This is a genomic window from Streptomyces sp. NPDC057963, assembly GCF_042887155.1.
In the GTDB taxonomy this organism is placed as follows: domain Bacteria; phylum Actinomycetota; class Actinomycetes; order Streptomycetales; family Streptomycetaceae; genus Streptomyces.
Map to the genome: position 1 here is coordinate 22,396 of NZ_JBHVPX010000028.1, position 17,969 is coordinate 40,364.

At 70.7% G+C, this 17,969-nt stretch carries 17 protein-coding genes and 1 pseudogene; 4 read left to right on the top strand and 14 right to left on the bottom strand.

All coding sequences use genetic code 11. The features are described 5' to 3' along the window. The first annotated feature begins 110 nt into the window (after positions 1-110). Positions 111-1,355 (top strand): MFS transporter, encoded by a 1,245-nt coding sequence (locus tag ACFVT1_RS35935; RefSeq protein WP_389803578.1) that lies wholly within the window; start codon positions 111-113, stop codon positions 1,353-1,355. Next, positions 1,315-2,634 carry a D-arabinono-1,4-lactone oxidase gene (locus ACFVT1_RS35940; protein ID WP_389803581.1) on the top strand — a complete coding sequence of 440 codons (1,320 nt, stop codon included), beginning with the start codon at positions 1,315-1,317 and terminating at the stop codon, positions 2,632-2,634. Before ACFVT1_RS35935 ends, ACFVT1_RS35940 begins: the two co-directional genes overlap by 41 nt. 13 nt (positions 2,635-2,647) lie before the next feature. Here ACFVT1_RS35940 and ACFVT1_RS35945 read toward each other — a convergent pair whose 3' ends face one another. After that, positions 2,648-3,676 (bottom strand): hypothetical protein, encoded by a 1,029-nt coding sequence (locus ACFVT1_RS35945; protein ID WP_389803584.1) that lies wholly within the window; start codon positions 3,674-3,676, stop codon positions 2,648-2,650. A gap of 496 nt (positions 3,677-4,172) precedes the next feature. Between ACFVT1_RS35945 and sepH the strand changes: the two genes are divergently transcribed. Further along, entirely contained in the window at positions 4,173-5,240 is a 1,068-nt protein-coding gene (gene sepH / locus ACFVT1_RS35950) for a septation protein SepH (protein ID WP_389803587.1), read from the top strand. Positions 5,241-5,409: 169 nt separating this feature from the next. Here the strand turns inward: sepH and ACFVT1_RS35955 are convergent, their stop codons facing one another. Then, complete coding sequence (locus ACFVT1_RS35955) at positions 5,410-6,246, bottom strand: sulfurtransferase (RefSeq protein WP_389803590.1); 837 nt, start codon at positions 6,244-6,246, stop codon at positions 5,410-5,412. Positions 6,247-6,478: 232 nt separating this feature from the next. Between ACFVT1_RS35955 and ACFVT1_RS35960 the strand changes: the two genes are divergently transcribed. Next, positions 6,479-7,264 (top strand): VOC family protein, encoded by a 786-nt coding sequence (locus tag ACFVT1_RS35960; RefSeq protein WP_389803593.1) that lies wholly within the window; start codon positions 6,479-6,481, stop codon positions 7,262-7,264. 42 nt (positions 7,265-7,306) lie between these two features. Here ACFVT1_RS35960 and ACFVT1_RS35965 read toward each other — a convergent pair whose 3' ends face one another. The 12 genes and pseudogenes from ACFVT1_RS35965 to ACFVT1_RS36020 all read right to left on the bottom strand — a co-directional run bounded on the left by ACFVT1_RS35965 (position 7,307) and on the right by ACFVT1_RS36020 (position 17,945). After that, on the bottom strand, positions 7,307-8,191 hold the full coding sequence (locus ACFVT1_RS35965) for a PaaX family transcriptional regulator C-terminal domain-containing protein (protein ID WP_389803596.1): 885 nt from the start codon (positions 8,189-8,191) through the stop codon (positions 7,307-7,309). Between the two features lie 44 nt (positions 8,192-8,235). After that, positions 8,236-8,493, bottom strand: a pseudogene (locus ACFVT1_RS35970) (thymidine kinase); the annotation flags it as partial. Between the two features lie 94 nt (positions 8,494-8,587). After that, positions 8,588-9,166: a DUF6529 family protein gene (locus ACFVT1_RS35975; RefSeq protein ID WP_389803599.1), complete on the bottom strand. Its 579-nt coding sequence runs from the start codon at positions 9,164-9,166 to the stop codon at positions 8,588-8,590. A 680-nt stretch (positions 9,167-9,846) separates the two neighbouring features. Continuing rightward, positions 9,847-11,067, bottom strand: coding sequence for an acyl-CoA dehydrogenase family protein (locus ACFVT1_RS35980; protein WP_389803602.1), 1,221 nt, complete (start codon positions 11,065-11,067; stop codon positions 9,847-9,849). Next, a complete protein-coding gene (locus tag ACFVT1_RS35985) occupies positions 11,064-11,477 on the bottom strand; it encodes a hypothetical protein (protein ID WP_389803605.1) in 414 nt (137 codons plus the stop codon). The genes ACFVT1_RS35980 and ACFVT1_RS35985 overlap by 4 nt, the downstream gene beginning before the upstream one ends. Then, positions 11,474-11,893, bottom strand: coding sequence for a hypothetical protein (locus tag ACFVT1_RS35990; RefSeq protein WP_389803608.1), 420 nt, complete (start codon positions 11,891-11,893; stop codon positions 11,474-11,476). The genes ACFVT1_RS35985 and ACFVT1_RS35990 overlap by 4 nt, the downstream gene beginning before the upstream one ends. Further along, positions 11,890-13,500: a hypothetical protein gene (locus ACFVT1_RS35995; RefSeq protein ID WP_389803611.1), complete on the bottom strand. Its 1,611-nt coding sequence runs from the start codon at positions 13,498-13,500 to the stop codon at positions 11,890-11,892. Before ACFVT1_RS35995 ends, ACFVT1_RS35990 begins: the two co-directional genes overlap by 4 nt. Further along, positions 13,488-13,862, bottom strand: a complete 375-nt coding sequence (locus ACFVT1_RS36000) for a hypothetical protein (protein WP_389803614.1) — start codon at positions 13,860-13,862, stop codon at positions 13,488-13,490. The genes ACFVT1_RS35995 and ACFVT1_RS36000 overlap by 13 nt, the downstream gene beginning before the upstream one ends. Beyond that, positions 13,859-15,358 carry a hypothetical protein gene (locus ACFVT1_RS36005; protein ID WP_389803617.1) on the bottom strand — a complete coding sequence of 500 codons (1,500 nt, stop codon included), beginning with the start codon at positions 15,356-15,358 and terminating at the stop codon, positions 13,859-13,861. The genes ACFVT1_RS36000 and ACFVT1_RS36005 overlap by 4 nt, the downstream gene beginning before the upstream one ends. Before the next feature lie 618 nt (positions 15,359-15,976). After that, entirely contained in the window at positions 15,977-16,321 is a 345-nt protein-coding gene (locus ACFVT1_RS36010; RefSeq protein WP_389803620.1) for a hypothetical protein, read from the bottom strand. Then, positions 16,318-17,268: a metallophosphoesterase family protein gene (locus ACFVT1_RS36015; RefSeq protein WP_389803623.1), complete on the bottom strand. Its 951-nt coding sequence runs from the start codon at positions 17,266-17,268 to the stop codon at positions 16,318-16,320. The genes ACFVT1_RS36010 and ACFVT1_RS36015 overlap by 4 nt, the downstream gene beginning before the upstream one ends. Then, positions 17,265-17,945, bottom strand: coding sequence for a cupredoxin family copper-binding protein (locus tag ACFVT1_RS36020; RefSeq protein WP_389803626.1), 681 nt, complete (start codon positions 17,943-17,945; stop codon positions 17,265-17,267). The genes ACFVT1_RS36015 and ACFVT1_RS36020 overlap by 4 nt, the downstream gene beginning before the upstream one ends. Positions 17,946-17,969 lie beyond the last annotated feature (24 nt).

The following is a 17,969-nucleotide window of genomic DNA, read 5'->3' on the forward strand; positions in this document are numbered from 1 at the left end:
GTCGATTACCCGGCCCACCCCGCTGTCGGACCGACCACCCCGACCGTAAGCTGTACCGGCCATATTCATGCATTACAGGCGCGTGCGATCACGCTGTTCCGGAGACTTCCTTGTCCAGTCCCTACCGCGCGATATTCGCCGCCCCCGGCACCAAGGGGTTCTCGGCGGCCGGATTCCTCGGCCGGATGCCGCTGTCCATGATGGGCATCGGTGTGGTGACCATGGTTTCGCAGCTCACCGGCCGCTACGGGCTCGCCGGCGCGCTCTCCGCGACGCTGGCGATGTCAGCGGCGGTGGCCGGGCCGCAGATCTCCCGGCTCGTCGACCGGCACGGGCAGCGCCGCGTCCTGCGCCCCGCCACCCTCGTCGCGCTGGCGGCGGTGGCCGGCCTCCTGATCTGCGCGCAGCAGCGGCTGCCGGACTGGTCGCTCTTCGTCTTCGCGGCGGGCGCGGGCTGCGTGCCCAGCGTGGGTTCGATGATCCGGGCGCGCTGGGCGGAGATCTACCGCGGTTCGCCGCAGCAGCTGCACACCGCGTACTCGTGGGAGTCGATCGTCGACGAGGTGTGCTTCATCTTCGGACCGATCATCTCGATCGGTCTGTCCACCGCCTGGTTCCCGGAGGCGGGGCCGCTCCTCGCGGCCGGGTTCCTGCTGGTCGGCGTCTACTGGCTGACCGCGCAGCGCGCCACCGAGCCGGTGCCCCATCCGCGCGAGCAGCACACCGGCGGTACCGCGCTGCGCGCCCGGGGCCTCCAGGTGCTCGTGGTGACGTTCGTGGCGACGGGTGCGATCTTCGGGGCGGTCGACGTGGTGACGGTGGCCTTCGCCGAGGAGCAGGGCCACAAGGCCGCGGCGAGCCTCGTACTGGCCGTGTACGCGCTGGGTTCCTGCCTGGCCGGAGCCGTCTTCGGCCTGCTGCGCCTCAAGGGGAAGGCGTCCGCCCGGTGGCTGGTGGGTGTGTGCGCGATGGCCGTGAGTATGATCCCCCTCCAACTGGCCGGGAGCCTCCCGTTCCTGGCCGTGGCGCTCTTTGTCGCGGGCCTCGCCATCGCACCGACGATGGTCTCCACGATGGCCCTCGTCGAGCAGCACGTACCGCGCACGAAACTGACCGAGGGCATGACCTGGACCAGCACCGGGCTCGCCGTCGGCGTGGCACTCGGCTCCTCGGCCGCCGGCTGGATGGTCGACGCGTCCGGGGCCGAGGCGGGGTACGCGGTGCCCGCCGTGGCGGGAGCGCTCGCGGCCGCGGTGGCGTTCCTGGGATACCGCCGGCTCAGCGGGCCGGTTCCTACGGAAGGGCGCGGGGAAGATGACCGACACCGCACGGACGACGACGAACGCGTGGCGTAACTGGGCGGGGAATGTCAGCGCCCGTCCGGTACGGGCCGTGTCCCCCGCCTCGGTGGCGGAACTCGCCGAGGTGCTGCGCCGGGCGTCCGAGGACGGCCTGCGGGTCAAACCGGTCGGCACCGGGCACTCCTTCACCGCGACGGCGGCCACCGACGGCGTGCTGATCCGCCCGGATCTGCTCACCGGCATCCGGGAGATCGACCGCGAGGCGATGACGGTGACCGTCGAGGCCGGCACCCCGCTGAAGCGGCTGAACACCGCCCTGGCCCGGGAGGGCCTGTCGCTCACCAACATGGGCGACATCATGGAGCAGACGGTCGCCGGCGCCACCTCGACCGGCACCCATGGCACCGGCCGCGACTCGGCGTCCATATCCGCGCAGATCCGCGCCCTCGAACTGGTCACCGCCGACGGCACGGTACTGACCTGTTCGCAGAAGGAGAACGCCGACATCTTCGCCGTCGCCCGGATCGGGCTCGGCGCCCTGGGCGTTGTCACGGCGATCACCTTCGCGGTGGAGCCGGTCTTCCTGCTGACGGCCCGTGAGGAGCCGATGGCCTTCGACCGGGTCACGGCCGGCTTCGACGAGCTGGTCGCCGAGAACGAGCACTTCGAGTTCTACTGGTTCCCGCACACCGGCAACTGCAACACCAAGCGCAACAACCGCAGCGCGGGCCCCGCCGCCCCGCTCGGGAAGGTCAGCGGCTGGATCGAGGACGAGCTCCTCTCCAACGGGATCTTCCAGGTGGCGTGTTCGCTCGGCCGGGCGGTGCCCGCCACCATTCCGTCGATCGCCAAGCTCTCCAGTCGCGCCCTGTCGGCCCGTACGTACACCGACATCCCGTACAAGGTCTTCACCAGTCCGCGCCGGGTCCGATTCGTGGAGATGGAGTACGCGCTGCCGCGCGAGGCCGCCGTGGAGGCGCTGCGCGAGGTCAAGGCGATGGTCGAGCGTTCGCCGCTGCGGGTCGGCTTCCCGGTGGAGGTCCGTACCGCCCCGGCGGACGACATCGCGCTCTCCACGGCCTCGGGCCGGGAGAGCGCGTACATCGCCGTCCATCTGTACCGGGGCACGCCCTACCAGGCGTACTTCACGGCGGTCGAGCGGATCATGACCGCCCACGCCGGCCGCCCGCACTGGGGCAAGGTCAACACCCGCGACGCCGAGTACCTCGCCGGGGCGTACCCGCGGTTCGGCGAGTTCACCGCCGTACGCGACCGGCTGGACCCGGACCGGCTCTTCGGCAACGACTACCTGCGCCGGGTGCTGGGCGACTGAGCACGACGGCCGTTCACTGCCCGGTGTCCGTGCCCGTGGTGGCGCGGTCGCCCTGCGCCGGGGCGTCGCCGCCCGCACCCGCGGGGTTCGGGTCGGTGGCGCCGCCGTCGCCGGGCGCCGACGGGGAGGGCGTGGCCTGCGGGGACGGGCTCGTCCGGCCGCCGGTGCCGTCGGACGGCGTGGGGCTGGGAACCGGGTCGGCCGAGGAACGGCCGCCCTGGCCGGGGTCCGGGTTCCGGCTCTGCCCGCCCTGCGAGTCCGTGCCGGGCGTCGTGCCGCTCTCCTGCCCCGGGCTCTGCTTCCGGCCGGGGTCGGTGCCGGTCGACGGTGCCGGGTCGTTCGACCCGGAGCCCCGCTCCCCGCCGCCGCGCACGACGGAACCGACGGTGGTCCCCGGGCCACCGCTCAGGCCGTTGCCGGAGACGAGCTCGAACGTGGTGATCCCGCCCATCGTCACGGCGAAGACCACGGCCGCTCCGAGTGCCGACCGCTTCCAGCCACGGAGGCGGGTGCCGTGAGTGGTGGCCTCGGAGAACTCCTCGTCCGGGGCCGACCGGGCCGTGGCGAGCGACGGTGACCCGTCGAGCGGCCTCAGCAGCCGCGTGCGGTCCGGATCGTCCGCCACGTTGCGCAGTACGGTCGTGGCGTCCGTCTCGCCCCGTACGGCCGCGGCGTCCACGGCGCGCATCATCGTGGTGGCGTCCGCGGCTCCGTCAGGTGTTCCGGCCGCCGATGGCCGCGGCCCCCGAGGGGTGCCCGTCTCCCGCGTGTGCACGGTCACCTCACGGCCCGGCTGCTTCGCCTGGACCGTCACCTCGCGGATCTGCTCCCCCGTGCGGCGGAAGAAGTGCTGGAAGACCGAACCGCCGCAGGTGGCGACGACGCTCATGACCCCGGCGCCGAGGATCGTTCCGTACACACCCAGCTGCGAGGCCGCCACCGCTGCCGCGACTGCCGCCACGGCGCTGCCCGCCACCTGAGGCAGGCTCAGGTCTATACGCCTTTCTTTGGGCTCTATGTCACTTTCCGGCTTCTGCACCATTTCCAGCCCTTGATTGACATCTCTCCCACCATGCAACAGGAAGGGACATTTGAGCGAAGTGAATAGTTCCACTTCAGGGGATTCTGTGAAGCAGGACACGCGCGAAGGGCGTTCCGCACCCGCGGGGCGACTCAACTCCCGCACCTCAGGAGAAGTTCGGTGGCGCGGCGGTCCACCCGCATGGCCCGAATGGAGTACTGTGGCGAGCCCTGGGGCCGGACTCCCACACGGGTGTCCGGGATCTTCGGGAGGGGGCCGAAGGAGGCACTCGATCCGGCGGCGCCACGTCATCACACGGGGACTGGCTACACGAGGTGACCATCGGTCGCTTTGTGTTGCACAATAGGTCACCGTGTCATACCGGCGATCAAGGGCTCACGCCCGACACGCCGGGCAACACGGCAATGTTGTGGCAGGCTGCACCCGGGCAGGCCACACTCGACTAGCGGAAGCAGCGACGCACGTGACGTCGGCAGGCACCACCCGGGAGGTCCCCATGCCCGAACTGCGTGTCGTGGCCGTCTCCAACGACGGCACACGACTGGTGCTCAAGGCTGCGGACAGCACGGAGTACACGCTTCCGATCGACGAGCGGCTGAGAGCCGCCGTGCGCAACGACCGCGCGCGGCTGGGCCAGATCGAGATCGAGGTGGAGAGCCACCTCCGCCCTCGCGACATCCAGGCGCGGATACGAGCCGGTGCCTCCGCGGAGGAGGTCGCTCAGTTCGCCGGGATTCCGGTCGACCGTGTCCGCCGCTTCGAGGGCCCCGTGCTCGCGGAGCGCGCCTTCATGGCCGAGCGGGCCCGGAAGACCCCCGTGCGCCGTCCCGGCGAGAACGCCGGCCCCCAGCTCGGCGAGGCCGTGCAGGAACGGCTGCTGCTGCGCGGTGCCGACAAGGAGACCGTCCAGTGGGACTCCTGGCGCCGTGACGACGGCACCTGGGAGGTCCTGCTGGTCTACCGGGTCGCGGGCGAGCCGCACTCGGCGAGCTGGACGTACGACGCACCGCGCCGGCTGGTCCAGGCGGTGGACGACGAGGCACGTTCGCTGATCGGCGAGACCGATGACGTCGCCGCGCCAGAGCCGAGCTTCCCGTTCGTGCCCCGGATCGCCCGGCTGCCCCGCGACCGGCCGCTGGACCGCGCCCTGGACCGCCAGATGGAGCGGCCCACGGCCCCGGCCCCCGTGCCCGAACCCGAGGAGCACTTCGGGGGCATCTCGGCCGGGGAGCGGGATTCGCTGACCAGCCTGCTGGAGGCCGTACCGAGCTTCCGCGGCGACATGGTGGTGCCGGAGCGTCCCGCACCGCCCGAGCCGCCCGCCCTCGAACCCGCCGCGCAGGGGCCGGAGGCCGACGAGCCGCCGGCCGCGGCAGCCTCCGCGGGTGCCGGTTCCGCCTATGCGGATGTACTGATGCCGCGGGCGGTGGCCGGTCATCGCGACCGGCTGACCGGGACGACGGACCGCCAGGCCGAGGCGGACGGCGTCCGGCCGGGCCGCCGGGCAGCCGTGCCGAGCTGGGACGAGATCGTCTTCGGTACGCGCCGGAAGAAGCAGGACTGAGGCGGGCGACCGCAGCATGACGAGGGCCCGTACGCCGCTGCGCACGGGCCCTTGTGCCGTATCCGCCCGACGCGTCACCCGTACCGTGCGGGCGGCGCGTGCCGCGCCCGCCGCATGCGGCCGGATCCCGCCAGGTCGGCTCCGGCCCCGACGGGCGGCGCGGATTCCGTTACCGGGGGTCGGGGCCCTTGGCGACCGGGCGGGACTCGTCGGCGGACCACTCGGACCAGGAGCCCGCGTACAGCGCCGCGGGAATCCCGGCGACGGCCAGGGCAAGTACCTCATGGGCGCCGGAGACACCGGAGCCGCAGTAGACGCCGATCTCCGGCGCCCGGTCCGCGCCGAGGCCCTTGAAGCGTGCCGCCAGCGACGGGGCGGGCAGGAACCGGCCGTCGTCCCCCGTGTTCTCGGAGGTCGGTGCCGACACCGCGCCCGGAATGTGGCCGCCCACCCGGTCGATCGGCTCCACATCGCCCCGATACCGTTCCGCGGCCCGCGCGTCGAGCAGCAGACCCGAGCGGGCCAGCGCCGCCGCTCCGTCCGCGTCCAACAGCGGAAGAGCGCCGGGGACCGGCCGGAAGTCGCCCTCGGCCGGGGTCGGGATCTCCGTCCCGAGCACCCCCTCCGCGTCCTTCCAGGCCGTGAGACCGCCGTCCAGGACCCTGACGTCCTCGTGCCCCGTCCAGCGCAGCAGCCACCAGGCGCGAGCCGCCGCCCAGCCCTGGCCGCCGTCATACACGACCACCGGGGTGTCCCGGGAGACACCGGCCCGGCGCATCACCGCACCGAATTCCTCCGGATCGGGCAGCGGATGACGACCGCCCCTGCCTGCCGGACCGGCGAGTTCCGCATCCAGATCGACAAAGACCGCCCCGGGGATGTGCCCGGCCTCGTAGTCGGGACGGCCGTGCGGACCGCCCAGCTGCCAACGTACGTCCAGGAGCACCGGCGGACGTGGCCCCGCCGACTCGCTCGCGTATTCGGATGCCGTGATGATGGGCTTCATGAGTGCCATCCTCGCGCAGCAGCCTCCCCACCCGTAACAACGTCGAAGAGGACGTTTCTCGCCAAAACGGTGTCCCTCCGTCGAGATCGCGGAAAGTGCGGCGCGGCCGGGGCGCATCATGGGCCGGGTGGTGCAACATCTGCACGGGGCGCACACATCCTGTACCGCACGGCGGCATACCGGCCCCGTTCCCCCCGTACGGCCACCCCGATGGTCCGAGGAGAGAGTGACGATGACCGAGGCTGCCGCCCGGCGCACGCCCGGAACACCTTGCTGGGTGAGTCTGCTCGTGCACGGCCTGAGCACGACCCAGGACTTCTACGCCCGTCTGTTCGGCTGGGAGTTCGTGCCGGGCCCCGACCAGCTGGGTCCGTACGTCCGCGCGCTGATCGACGGAGAGGTCGTCGCGGGCATCGGGCAACTGCCGCCCGACCGCCATCTGCAGGTCGCCTGGACGACCTATCTGGCCACCGACGACGCCGATGCCACGGCGGAATCGATCCGCTCCTGCGGCGGCACGGTCGCGGTCGGGCCGCTCGACTCGGGTGACGCGGGTGAGGCGGGCCGGCTCGCCATCGCCTCCGACCCCAGCGGCGCGGTCTTCGGGATCTGGCAGGCCGCCGCGCACCCTGGTACGGCGCTTGCGGGGGGCCCCGGCACACCGGTCTGGAACGAACTGGTGACCCGCGAGACCTCGACGGTCTGCAAGTTCTACCAGACGGTTTTCGGCTACGAGGCGGAGGCGGTCGTCTCCGCCGACTTCGACTACCAGACCCTTCATCTGCACGGTCGTCCGGTGGCCTCGCTGCACGGCGTCGGCCATGCCCTGCCACGCGACCGCGGCCCCCACTGGATGACGTACTTCGAGGTCGACGACACCGACGAGGCAGCGCATCGCGTGGTGGAAATCGGCGGATACGTCCTGCAGCCGCCCCGGGAGGGGGCGGGCGGCCGGGTGGCGATGGTGGCGGACCCGGAGGGTGCGGTGTTCACGATCGTACGGTCGGCCGCCCGCTGAGCCGCCGGGCCGGGGCGGACCGGCCCCGGCCGCGTGGCGGGGTCAGCCGGTCCGGACCCGTTCGACATGCCGATGGGCGGGACCGGCCAGCCGGGAGTGCAGTTCGTCGAAGAGTTCGGACGCCTCGGTTCCGCTCCACTCGGCGGGCAGCAGTTCGCGTGGGACGCCGGGGTCGAGATAGACGAGCCGACGCCAGTCGGTGAGGACCCTGATGTACGTCGTGAACGCCTCGCGGTCCGTCACCCGGCCGCCGCTCGCGATCCGCGCGGCCACCGGACGGTGCGCCGCGAGGAACTCGACGTACAGCTGCTGCAGCCGGACGGTGTCCCACCAGGAACGTACCTTCGCGGGCAGGTCCCCGTTCCCGTCCTCGCCCTCGTCCCCGGCGACGGAGAGATAGTCGGCCCGGAAGAGATCGGCGTACGAGCGCAGCCCGTGCCGGGCCAGCATGTCCTCCACCTCGCCGTGGACATGTCCCGGCGCGATCCACACCCCGGCGGACACGGAACCGAAGCCGAGCCGGGCCAGCTGGGTGCGCAGGGTGTGCCGCTTGGCGCGCTCGGACTCCGGCACGGAGAAGACGACCAGCACCCAGCCCTCTTCCACGGTGGCCCTTCGGGCCGCGAAGATCCGCGGATCGCCGTCGCGCAGCATGCGCTCGGTCTCGGGCGAGATCCGGTAACCGGCCGACCCGGACACCGATTCGGCTTCGAGCAGTCCGGCGCGCTTCAGCCGGGAGACCGAGGACCGTACGGTCGGCCCCTCGACGCCGAGGGCGTCGAGCAGCTGGATCAGCGCGGCCACGGACATCCAGCCGCCGGTGTCGCGCGCGTACAGCCCGTAGACCGTGACGATCAGCTGCCGCGGCTGCACCTTGCCCGACGGGCCCGGTTCCGCCTCGGCCTCTGTTCCGCTCACCGTGTTCACAGCGTCATCCTAAGCATCCGTGCCGGACGCCCGGAGGGACGGGTTCAGGCCGAGGTGACGGGCAGCACGTCCGGCGAGAGCGCGCCCGCACGGGCGGCGGCGCCGGTCGTCCTGCGCCGGCGGTGCCGCCGGCACAACACCTCGTAACCGACCTCGCCCGCCTGCTCGTTGACGTCGCCCACGACCACCTGGGCGCCTTCGACGACCGTCTCGCCGCCGACCGTACGGGCGTTGTGCGCGGCCCGTGCGCCGCACCAGCAGAGAGCTTCGGCCTGAAGGGTCTCGACCCGGTCGGCCCGTTCCCTGGGGTCCCGGCTGCCACGAGAACAACGGGCAGGGCTGGCTTCATGCCCCCGGCCCGTCGTTGGCCGCAGGGAGAGACGTCTCGCGCTCTGCTCACAGGCCGGGTGCCTGGAAGCCGTTCAGATACCAGAAGGCGGCGGCGTACCAGATCAGGGCGATCGCGGTGACGAGGGTGCCTCCAGCCAGAGGGAGTGCCCAGCTGGGCCAGTGGCGGTGGCGGACCACGATGACCTTGGCGACGAAGGCCCCGTAGAGGAAGCAGCCGGTGAGCGAGTGCAGCGCCAGGCGGGTGTCGGTCAGCTGGACGCCGTAGGTGGTGATGCAGTGCTGAGCGATGGGGAGGGAGAGGAGGAAGGCGGTCAGACCGATGAGGCGGTGCGTCGTGTTGACCCGGTGCGGTGCGGTTCGCAGTGCGGGCAGGCGGCCGTACATCCAGAGGGCGAGAAGCAGCTGAACCAGCGCCAGGCCCAGTAGCGCGGAGCCGAGTTGGGCTTTGAGCAGTCTGGCGTCGTCGCCGCGCTGCCCGAAGAGGCTGTTCTCGTAGACGGGGGTGTGTACTCGGCCGTACCAGTAGAGGCCGACCATGACCGCCACGGGCAGGAGCATCCACAGGACGCCGTGGAGCCGCTGGCGGCCGGCAGGGTGAGCGATGCCGTCCACGGGATCAGCCACCCCCGCTCCCGATTGTGTCGCCCTGGAGCTGGACGGCACACCACGTGGTGCCGAGCGCGGCGCCGGGAGTGCCGGTGGTGTGAACCGACGGCCCGGAGACGGAGTGAGGATCGGTGCGGGCGGATGCGACCGCCGCCGGTGCGGGCTGCGGGCTCACGGCGATCGTCGTCCTTCTGCCGCCGGAGCAACCGTTGTGCACCATGGCGCGCATGGCGTCAACGGCGGCCCGGGCGGTCGCGAGGGGAGGGTTTCTCAACAGGTTCTCCAGGCATTGCGGGCCGATCTCGCCAGTACGTCCGAAGAGTCGCTGCCGGGTCCAGTCGGCGCGCCAGCAGGTACGCGAATCAAGGAGAGCGGTTGGGCCGGACGGCCGATGAGAGCGACATGCCGACCCGGGTGAAGGAGGGGCCGTGTTCGTGGAGCCATGGGTGCCCGGGTCTTCGGACCGCCTACGGCGCCGGCCGGGACGACGAGGGCGAGCGGACGGACATGGCCGAAGTGCGGCCCTTCGCAGGTGCACGACGGTGATCGGAGCGCGTTGTGCGGGCTGGAAGCCCACAGCGGAGATGGCCCTCGCGTGTGGCGATGTGCAGTGATCAAGGCTGCGACAGACGTGAATCACGTTCGCCGATGGATACCCTGCGACGACGTGTTCCCCTACTTGGCTTGGGGGTTCGGAGTCATGGTCTGTGGAACGACGGGTCGTGCTGCTCGCCGAGTACGGCCTGCCCGATGGTCGCCAGGACGTGGTCGTCGTTGTCATGGAGCTCGTAGAAGGTCAGGTCGCGCAGGATCCGCTCCACGGGGCTCGGGCGGATCAGGCTGCGGGCACCGCAGGCGCGGATGACGTGGTGCACTGTCTCTTCCGCCGCATGCTCGATCACATGCCAGGCCCTGCTGCCGGCGATGCGCGCCTCCTCGACCCTGCCTTCGTCCCACAGACCGGCGACGTGGCGCAACCAGAGGCGGGCGGTGTCGATGTTGACCGCCATGCTGCCCACCCGCTGCTGCACATGGGGATCACCGCCCTTGCCCTGCCGCATCAGGTACCCGAGCCCGTATTCGTTCGCGGCCAGAGCGCCCCCGAGGAAGCTGGCAGCGTAGTGCGGGATGAAAGCGGTCTGCCAGTGCCCTTCGAAGTAGGCGCCGGGGCGGCCGATGAGATGCTCGCGCGGGACGAAGGTGTCGTGGAACCGCACCACATGGCTGACCGTCGCACGCATGCCGATCGGGTCCCACCACGAACTGTCCACAGTCACAGTCGGGTCGGACAGGTCGCAGGCGAGCAGCAGGAGTTCTCCGTGGGCCGCTCGGCTGTGCCGGGCTCCGCCGGGGCCGGCCGGATCGACGAGCAGGATCGCCCACTGGGCTCCGGTGGCGCTGGTGGCGAACGCCTTGCTGCCGCGGAGGGTCCAGCCGCCGCGGACGGGTGTCAGCATGGTGCCGAAGCGACCGGTCTCGCCCGGCTTGGGGGCCTGGGGTTCGCCGCTCCATGCGGCCCATTTCTCTCCGTGTTCGACCACGCCGGTGAACCAGTGCCGCTTCTGCTCCGGGCCGGCCAGGGCGTCGATGAGGACGAGCGCGTTGGCGTGCCCCTCCCAGCAGCGGGCCAGTGACAGATCGGCCTTGGCCAGCGTGGTGGTGATCTCCCACAGGGGCAGGGTGTTGCGCTGCTGGGGGCCGTAGCCCAGGCCGCCGTGCTCCCGCGGCACAGGGGCGGCCAGGAACCCGCCGGAGAACAGGTCGTCGAAGTCCTCGGCGGGGAAGGCGGCCCTGCGGTCGTATTCCTCGGCGCGGGGGGCGAAGTTGTCCGCGGCCAGCTTCGCCACGGCGTCGAGAACGACCCGGTCGCCCCCGGCCACCGGACCGCGGGCCGGACCGTGGCCCAGGTCGTCGGTCATAGCAGGACGGCCCCTTCCGAACGGTAGAAGTGGGCGCGGTACATCACGTTCGGTGTCTGCGGATCGGCGGTGTGGACGGTATGGACATCGATGGTCAGCAGGCCGCGGTTGAGGTAGCCGCAGAGGAGGACCCGGCGGGAGCCGAGCGGACCTTCGGCGAGGAAGGCCACGGCCTCGCGGGCGTCCATGTCATCGGCCAGCGGGACGGCGGGCAGGGGGGCGCCGGTGACGGGCGTTGCGGTCCGTACGGTCGCCTCTTGTGACGGGTCCGGGGCGCCGCGCTCGGTGATCCGCAGCATGAGCCGGCTGCCGTCGACCTCGGCATCGACCCGGTGGATACCTGTGGCGGTGGTGTCGAAGTTGACCCAGCCACCGGCCAGCGGCGCCGCATCGACCGTTCGTGCCGTCATGTCCGCCCCTCCGCCCTGTGGAAGAACGAGCGGGCCCAGTGGTCGGCTCCCCCGCCGCCATCGCTGAAGATATTGCTCGTGGTGGCCACCAGGATGCCCGTCTTGTGGTAGGCGCACAGGACGGTGCGCAGCGAGCCGAAGTGGTAGATCGCCGAGAACGACCAGGCGGTCGATGGGGTTCCTGGCGCGGTGTACACGACCGCCGGCACCTCACCCCAGTCGCGCGACTGCGGGCTGCCGGTGCCGAAAGCCCTGACGAACAGGCCCTTCTCGTGCCCCGTCACGTTCAGCCGTAGGGCCCCCTGCGAACTGCCCTGGTCGGTGTTGACCCAGTCGCCCAGCAGCGCCGAGACGTCGGGGGTGTCCGGCGACCGCGGTGCGGCCGGTCCGGCGGGGGAGGCCGAACGGCTTGTCATGGCGCCTCTCCGCTCGTGGGTTGCATCGGGGACGGTTCCTCCGGCTCGGTGGGGTCGTGGACGTCGGCGCGCCCGACCTGGCCGAAGCAGAGGGAGCGCAGTGGCAGCGCGTCGGGGAACGGATGGCCTGTCAACAGCTGGAATTGTTCGCTCACTTCGACGAGCAGGACGTCCCAGCCGTCGATGCCGATCAGTCCGCGGGCGCGGGTGGCGTTCATGAGCGCGGTCGGCGGATCGCGGTAGACCATTTCCAGCACCGCCGCGTCCGGGTCGACGGCGGCAACCGGAAACGGTTGCCTTTCCGCCAAGGGCGTGGCGTGGACGAGCACAGCGTGTCCTGCCGGGGAGAACCGGGAGAGCGGTACGTAGGGAGCCCCGAGGCGCGAGGAGGCCTCCCGGCCGCGCGCATGCCCCCGGTTGACCAGGGTCACCCGGGCTCCGGCCTGCAGCAGGGCCAGCGCGACGGCCTGCCCGGTGCTGCCGCAACCGATGACGGCGGCCCTGCGGCCGCGGGGATCGACCCCGGCCCGGGCAAGGATGTGCAGGGCGGCGGCGGTGTCGGTGGTGGCCGCCCGCCAGCGCCCGGCATCGAGCCACAGAGCGTTGGCCGCGCCGCACCGCAGCGCCTGCGGGCCGACGACGTCGGCCACTTCGACCGCGCTCTGCTTGTGGGGAGCGGTCACGGTCAGCCCGCGTAGCGGCAGCCGGGCCAGCGCCCCGAAGCCGTTGGCCCAGTGCCAGAAGCGGGGGAACGTGTCCACCTGGAAGGGCAGGTAGAGCGCGGGCAGCCGCAGCTCCCGCAACGCCGCATTGTGCAGCCGGGGTGACAGCGAGCGTCCCGGGGCATGGCCGGCAATGCCGAACAGGGCGCTGAGCGGTGGCAGAGCGGGCAGTCCGTAGTCGCTCTGGAGTTGGCCCACGCTCGGCATCCCGTCAGCTCCCGGGGCACCGGCCCGGCCGAAGGCGAGGGGCGCGCCCAGCCACGGCGCCAGCACCCGCGTCCAGGTGCCGGCCGGACCGGACGCGAACGCCGTCACGTCGGAGCGCCCGAGCCCGGTGAGCAGCAGTGGCGAGGCCGACCCGTACTGGGTTCCCGACTGCGGCACGAGGAGGTACAGCAGCGCAGGTGTGGTGGCCATCGCGGCGAACCGCTCCCGCAGTTCCGCGGATGCCTCCAGCACGTCTGCCCCGCGGGCGGCGCTCCGCTCGGGGCGTGCGGGTTCGGGCTGGTGCCAGGAGACGCGCCGCTGCCGGGCGGGGATGCCCGCCAGCAGTTCCGGGACCAGGTCGTCCACGGCCTCCAGATCGACCACGTCATAGTGGTCCGCCGCGCGGAGGAGCCGGGTGCGGCGTTCGACCGGGCCGGCAGCCGAGCGGCCGCCGTGGCGCGGGGTGCGCAGGCTGTAGGTCACCGGGCCGGTGAAGTGTCGGCGCAGCCGGTGCGGATCGGGGTCGCCGACCAGGTCGGCACGCACCTCCAGCGCGTCGGCCACCTCTGCGAGGCCGCGCAGGCGAGGCGTGGTGAGATCCTCGGGTTGGGCGATCACTGCGACTATGTGAGCCCGCCGCGTGTCGGCGGCGTCGCACCCGTTCGTCAGCCGCTCCATTGGACGTACTCCTCCGGAAGGGCCTGCGGCAGGACGAACCGGTTGGCAGCCGGGGTGCACACGATGGGGAGGTCGGAGTCGATGCCCGGCCGCAGGCGCAGGACGTCCGCGTAGCCGGCGGTCGGCGGCCTGTAGGAGCGCAGGTTGTCGCGGAAGTGCGCCCGTGCGGCAGCGGTGTCCGCGGCGGCGTCCCCCTTGGCCGGCAGCGCTCCCGACCCGGCGGCGCGGGCACGGCGTTCGACGACGTCGGCCGGCGACGGCGGCCGGGCGGCGTATTCGGGCGTGGGCCGATCACCGTGGTCGAACGCGTCGCACAGTGCGTCCACCAACGCCTCCGGGATGCCGCCGATCACCGCGATCACCTGCCGCACCCGGGTGTTGCGGTTCGACGGTGCGCCGCGACGAGGTCGGAGCGAAGGAGTTCGCCCAGGCGGACGCGGACGGACCATTGGATGTGCCGGGCGCACCGGCCGTACACCTCCGGGGACTGCCCTTCCGGATTGGGGATGTCACAGCGCGGATCCAGACACAGGGTGCGGCCCTCGGCCTCGGGTGCCACGGCGATCACCCTGTGGCGATGGGCCCGGGTCATGCAGTAGATGACGGAGCTGTCCCGGCAGAGCTCAGGGGTGACCGGGCGTGCTCGGTGAAGCCGGGGATTCCCCCGGCCCGGCACTCGGTCCAGTCCGAGCTCGGCGAGCGCGGACCGGGCCTCGGGAGCCATCGGGTCCCCGGGCCGCGTCGTCGCAACGCCCGCGCTGGAGAACCGGAAGGCGTACGCGACTCCCGCCTCCGCGGCCTGGGCCCACGCGATGACCTCGGCCATGGGCGAACGGGAGGTGTTCCCGCCGCAGACGAACAACACACGGCACGCCGCCCCGGTGGCGCGTGCCCGCCACCAGGTGACGGCCGACGGGTAGGACAGCGCCGCCGCCGCGCCGACGCCGAAGACGAGCGCGAGGAGCTGTGCGGCCCCCGGAGCTCGGAGCCCGGCCATCCACGCCAGCGAGAAGGAGGCGGCCAGACCGGACATCAGGCTGGCGAACGCCCATGCCGGCACGCCCCAGGTGTACGCGCGCCGGTCGAGGTAGATCAGCGAAGCGAAGACGAACAGCACCTCGTACGCCACGCCTGTGCCCGCCGCCGCCCACGCGACAGGGGTACCGAGGAATGTGGTGAAGCCCGCACGCAACTGTGCTTGCCCGGCCAGTGCCCCTGCCGCCAGCAGCAGAATCAGCCAAACAGGTGCGGCGACATGCTCCTCCACGAAGAAGCGGCGGTCTGTTGCGAGAACCCCCGACTTGGCCACCCGGCTCATGATTTCGAACCGGCCCACGTAGCCGACGAGGTAGATCAGGACGCTCAGCACGGCAGCCAGCGTGAGGTGGTAGCTGTTCACATCACCGAGTGCCACTGAAACCGCGATCAGGCTGAGGCACAACCCCACCCAGGAAGATGTCGTCACCCGCCGTTTGCGCGCCTTGTCGACCAACGGGGAGACAGCCAGAACTCCCCCGCGCATCAACAACAGCATGAAGAGGATCGAAATGCCGGAAAAAGTGTAGTTCATCGTGGTGGTGCCGATAATGAGCGAAGCAAAGAAGCCGGCTGCCAGCGTTTCCCGACCGGCCGCTGGAATCCGACGCCCCCCGATCTCACCCCGCCGCATGTGCCGCCACCAACCCGACAGGGCTACGAACACAGGCATCACCACGAGCTGCCCGAGGGCCGCTGCGGGCAGCAACTCAAAGCCGTTGACCGGCTTCCCCGAAAGCGGAGTCACTCCGCTGGCCAGTGCCTTCACCAGCATGGCGTACGGAACATAAGATATGAAGTAATAAAAAGTGAGCCATCCCATGCGCAGGCCCCGTTTCCGATCGAATGTTCGGGATATTCCTACAGGTGGAGTGGCGAAGTGCGGCAGAAGGTACTCAACCGTCGAGGGGCTCCCTGGGAACGACGTGCCCGTCGCTCGAAAACAAAACCCCGCGACATCTGCTCTGGTTCAGACCGGAACGCACGGTCAATTTCCAGACCGACACGCACGGTCGCGCATCGGTCCCGCTCGCGACCGCCTGTTGTGCCGGTGTCGCGAACCGTCAGGGCGCGTCTCAGGGCAACAGAATCACGTCATCCCAAGACTGCGCATCTCATGGCTCGTGCAAGAAATTCGAGCCTCGTCATCAGCCGGGTGCGCTTTCCAAAAAAATTCTACGGTTCGCGCGGACACGCGGTCAGCGCACGAAGCGCACGCTTCCTGTCCATACTCCCTCTTCGACAGCCGGCCTGCCACTTGTCGGCCGGCTGGTGGGCCGCCGCACCGGGTCGTGTCCGCCGTGTGGGAGGCGCGTCGGTGTCTGGTTCATCTGTCCGGCGCCATGGTGCGGAGGTCGGGCCGCGCTCGGCTGGTCTCGTCGTGCGTGCGGCCGGGTGCGACGGTGTCGCCGGAGCTCGAATACCTGCCGGGCCACGACAGTCAGCAGGGTGAGCGTCTCGGCGACGAGGCTGAGCAGCGCCTGCGGGGCGGGCTGCAGGCCGCGTTCGGTGAACCCGAACAATCCGATGGTGCGGGATGCGGCGAACCCGGCGAGCGCGCCATGGCGATTGCGGCGGCGGCGATCCGGAGCAGCAGGGGCGCCGCCAACAGGAGAAGTGCGGCAACCGCGAAGGCGGCGCCGGCCTGCAGCAGGAACAACGGGCCGATGACGTGGTTGGAGCGGTATCCGTCGATGTAGAGCTGGGCGTGGATGTATCCGCTTGCCGCGAGCGCGGCGGCGAGCACCAAGCGCAGTACGAGGGCGGGCAGGCTCCGGCTGCTCATGCCAGTTTCTCGTCCTTGACCGCCAGTGCGTGGCTGCCCTGCCGGTAGCTGACGGTGCGGATGCCGAGTGCGTCCTTGAGGCGTCCGGCGGGCAGCACCTGCGGAATGGGTCCGGGGCCCTGGCCGGGCTTGGGAAACGGGTAGCAGGTGGGAGCGGCCGAGTGGAAGGTGATGTTGCCCTCGGTCTTGGTGAACAGCTGGTGGACGTGCCCGTTGAGGCACGTGACCGACGAGAAACGACGCAGCATCGACAGCACCTGCACCGCATCGTCGGTGCCCCAGCCCCACTTCGGATACATCGCGAACAACGGGATGTGACTGAAGACGACGATGGGGGTGTCCGACGACAGGCCGGCGATGTCCTTGCGGACGAAATCGATCTGCTCGCTGCCCAGGTGGCCGAGTTGCTCAAGGTGCAGAGTGTTGACCAGCGCGATGAAGTGCACACCGTGGGTGTCGAAGCTGTACCAGCCGTCACCGAGGGTGTTTTTGGCGAAAGCTTTTCGGTATGCGCGTCCGTTGTCCCCGATCGAGTCGTGCTCGCCCGGCACGGTGAAGATCCGGTCCGTGCGCAGCTGCGACAGCATCTGCTTGACCTGGTCGAACTGGGCGGGGGTGGAAAGGTGTGTCAGGTCGCCGCTGTGCATAACGAAGTCGGGGCGGAATCCGAGTGAGTTGACCTGGTTGATCGCTGCGGTGAGCGTTCCGGCGACATTCAGGTTGGCCGGGCCGTGGAAGCCGATGTGGCTGTCGGAGATCTGCACGAATCGCAGGTCTGTGCTGCCCGCCGGGGTGGGGTCCGTCGAGCCCGGGATATGGCTGATCACCTCTCCCCCGGTGACTGTCAGGATGACGGCGCCACCGAACCAGGCGGAGTGCCGCATGAGCTGACGGCGGGACATGCCGTGCTCGCCGTCGTCGCTGGAGTCGTGTGCGGGTCCGGTCATGGGGTCACCTCCACGGTGGCGGTCATGAACGGGTGGATGGTGCAGTAGTAGGGGTAGGTGCCGGGTTTGGTGAAGGTGTAGCTGTAGGTGTCGTTGGTGGCCAGGCCTGCCGACTTCAGCGGCCCGCCCGATCCTTGTTTGCTGGTGACGGTGTGAGTGTCGGGGTCGGTGTTGGTCCAGGTCACCTTCGTGCCCGCCTTGACCGTCAGTTTGGCCGGGGAGAACGCAAAGTTCTTGATCGTCACCGCGTTGGCGGCCGCCGGAGCGGACGATTGGCCGGCGGTGGGTGAGGTCGAGGGCGTGATCGGCGGGGGGCTGACCGTACCGCCCGTTCCGGAGGCACCGGGCGTTCCGGGCAGGGTCTGGCCAGTGCCGGGACTCAGTGCGCCCGATGGTTTGGGTTGTGACGATCCGCCGCACGCACTGAGCAGTCCCAGTGCTCCGGCAACGGCGACAGCGGCCAGGCACATGCGTGACCGCCGGACCAGCACAGAGGAGTTCGCATTCATGGTCATCGTTCCTTCTACGCATTCCCCGCCGCACAGGCGGGTGTGATCCAAGACCGATCCGGGATTGGCCTTTTCAGGCAGATAGGCGACCGGATCATGCCCCCTCGGTGGGTATTCGAAGGGCGTAACCCGGTGGGTTACTTTAGGTGGGGGGTCAGTGGATTCCATTCAGCGAAACGAATCCCACAGCGA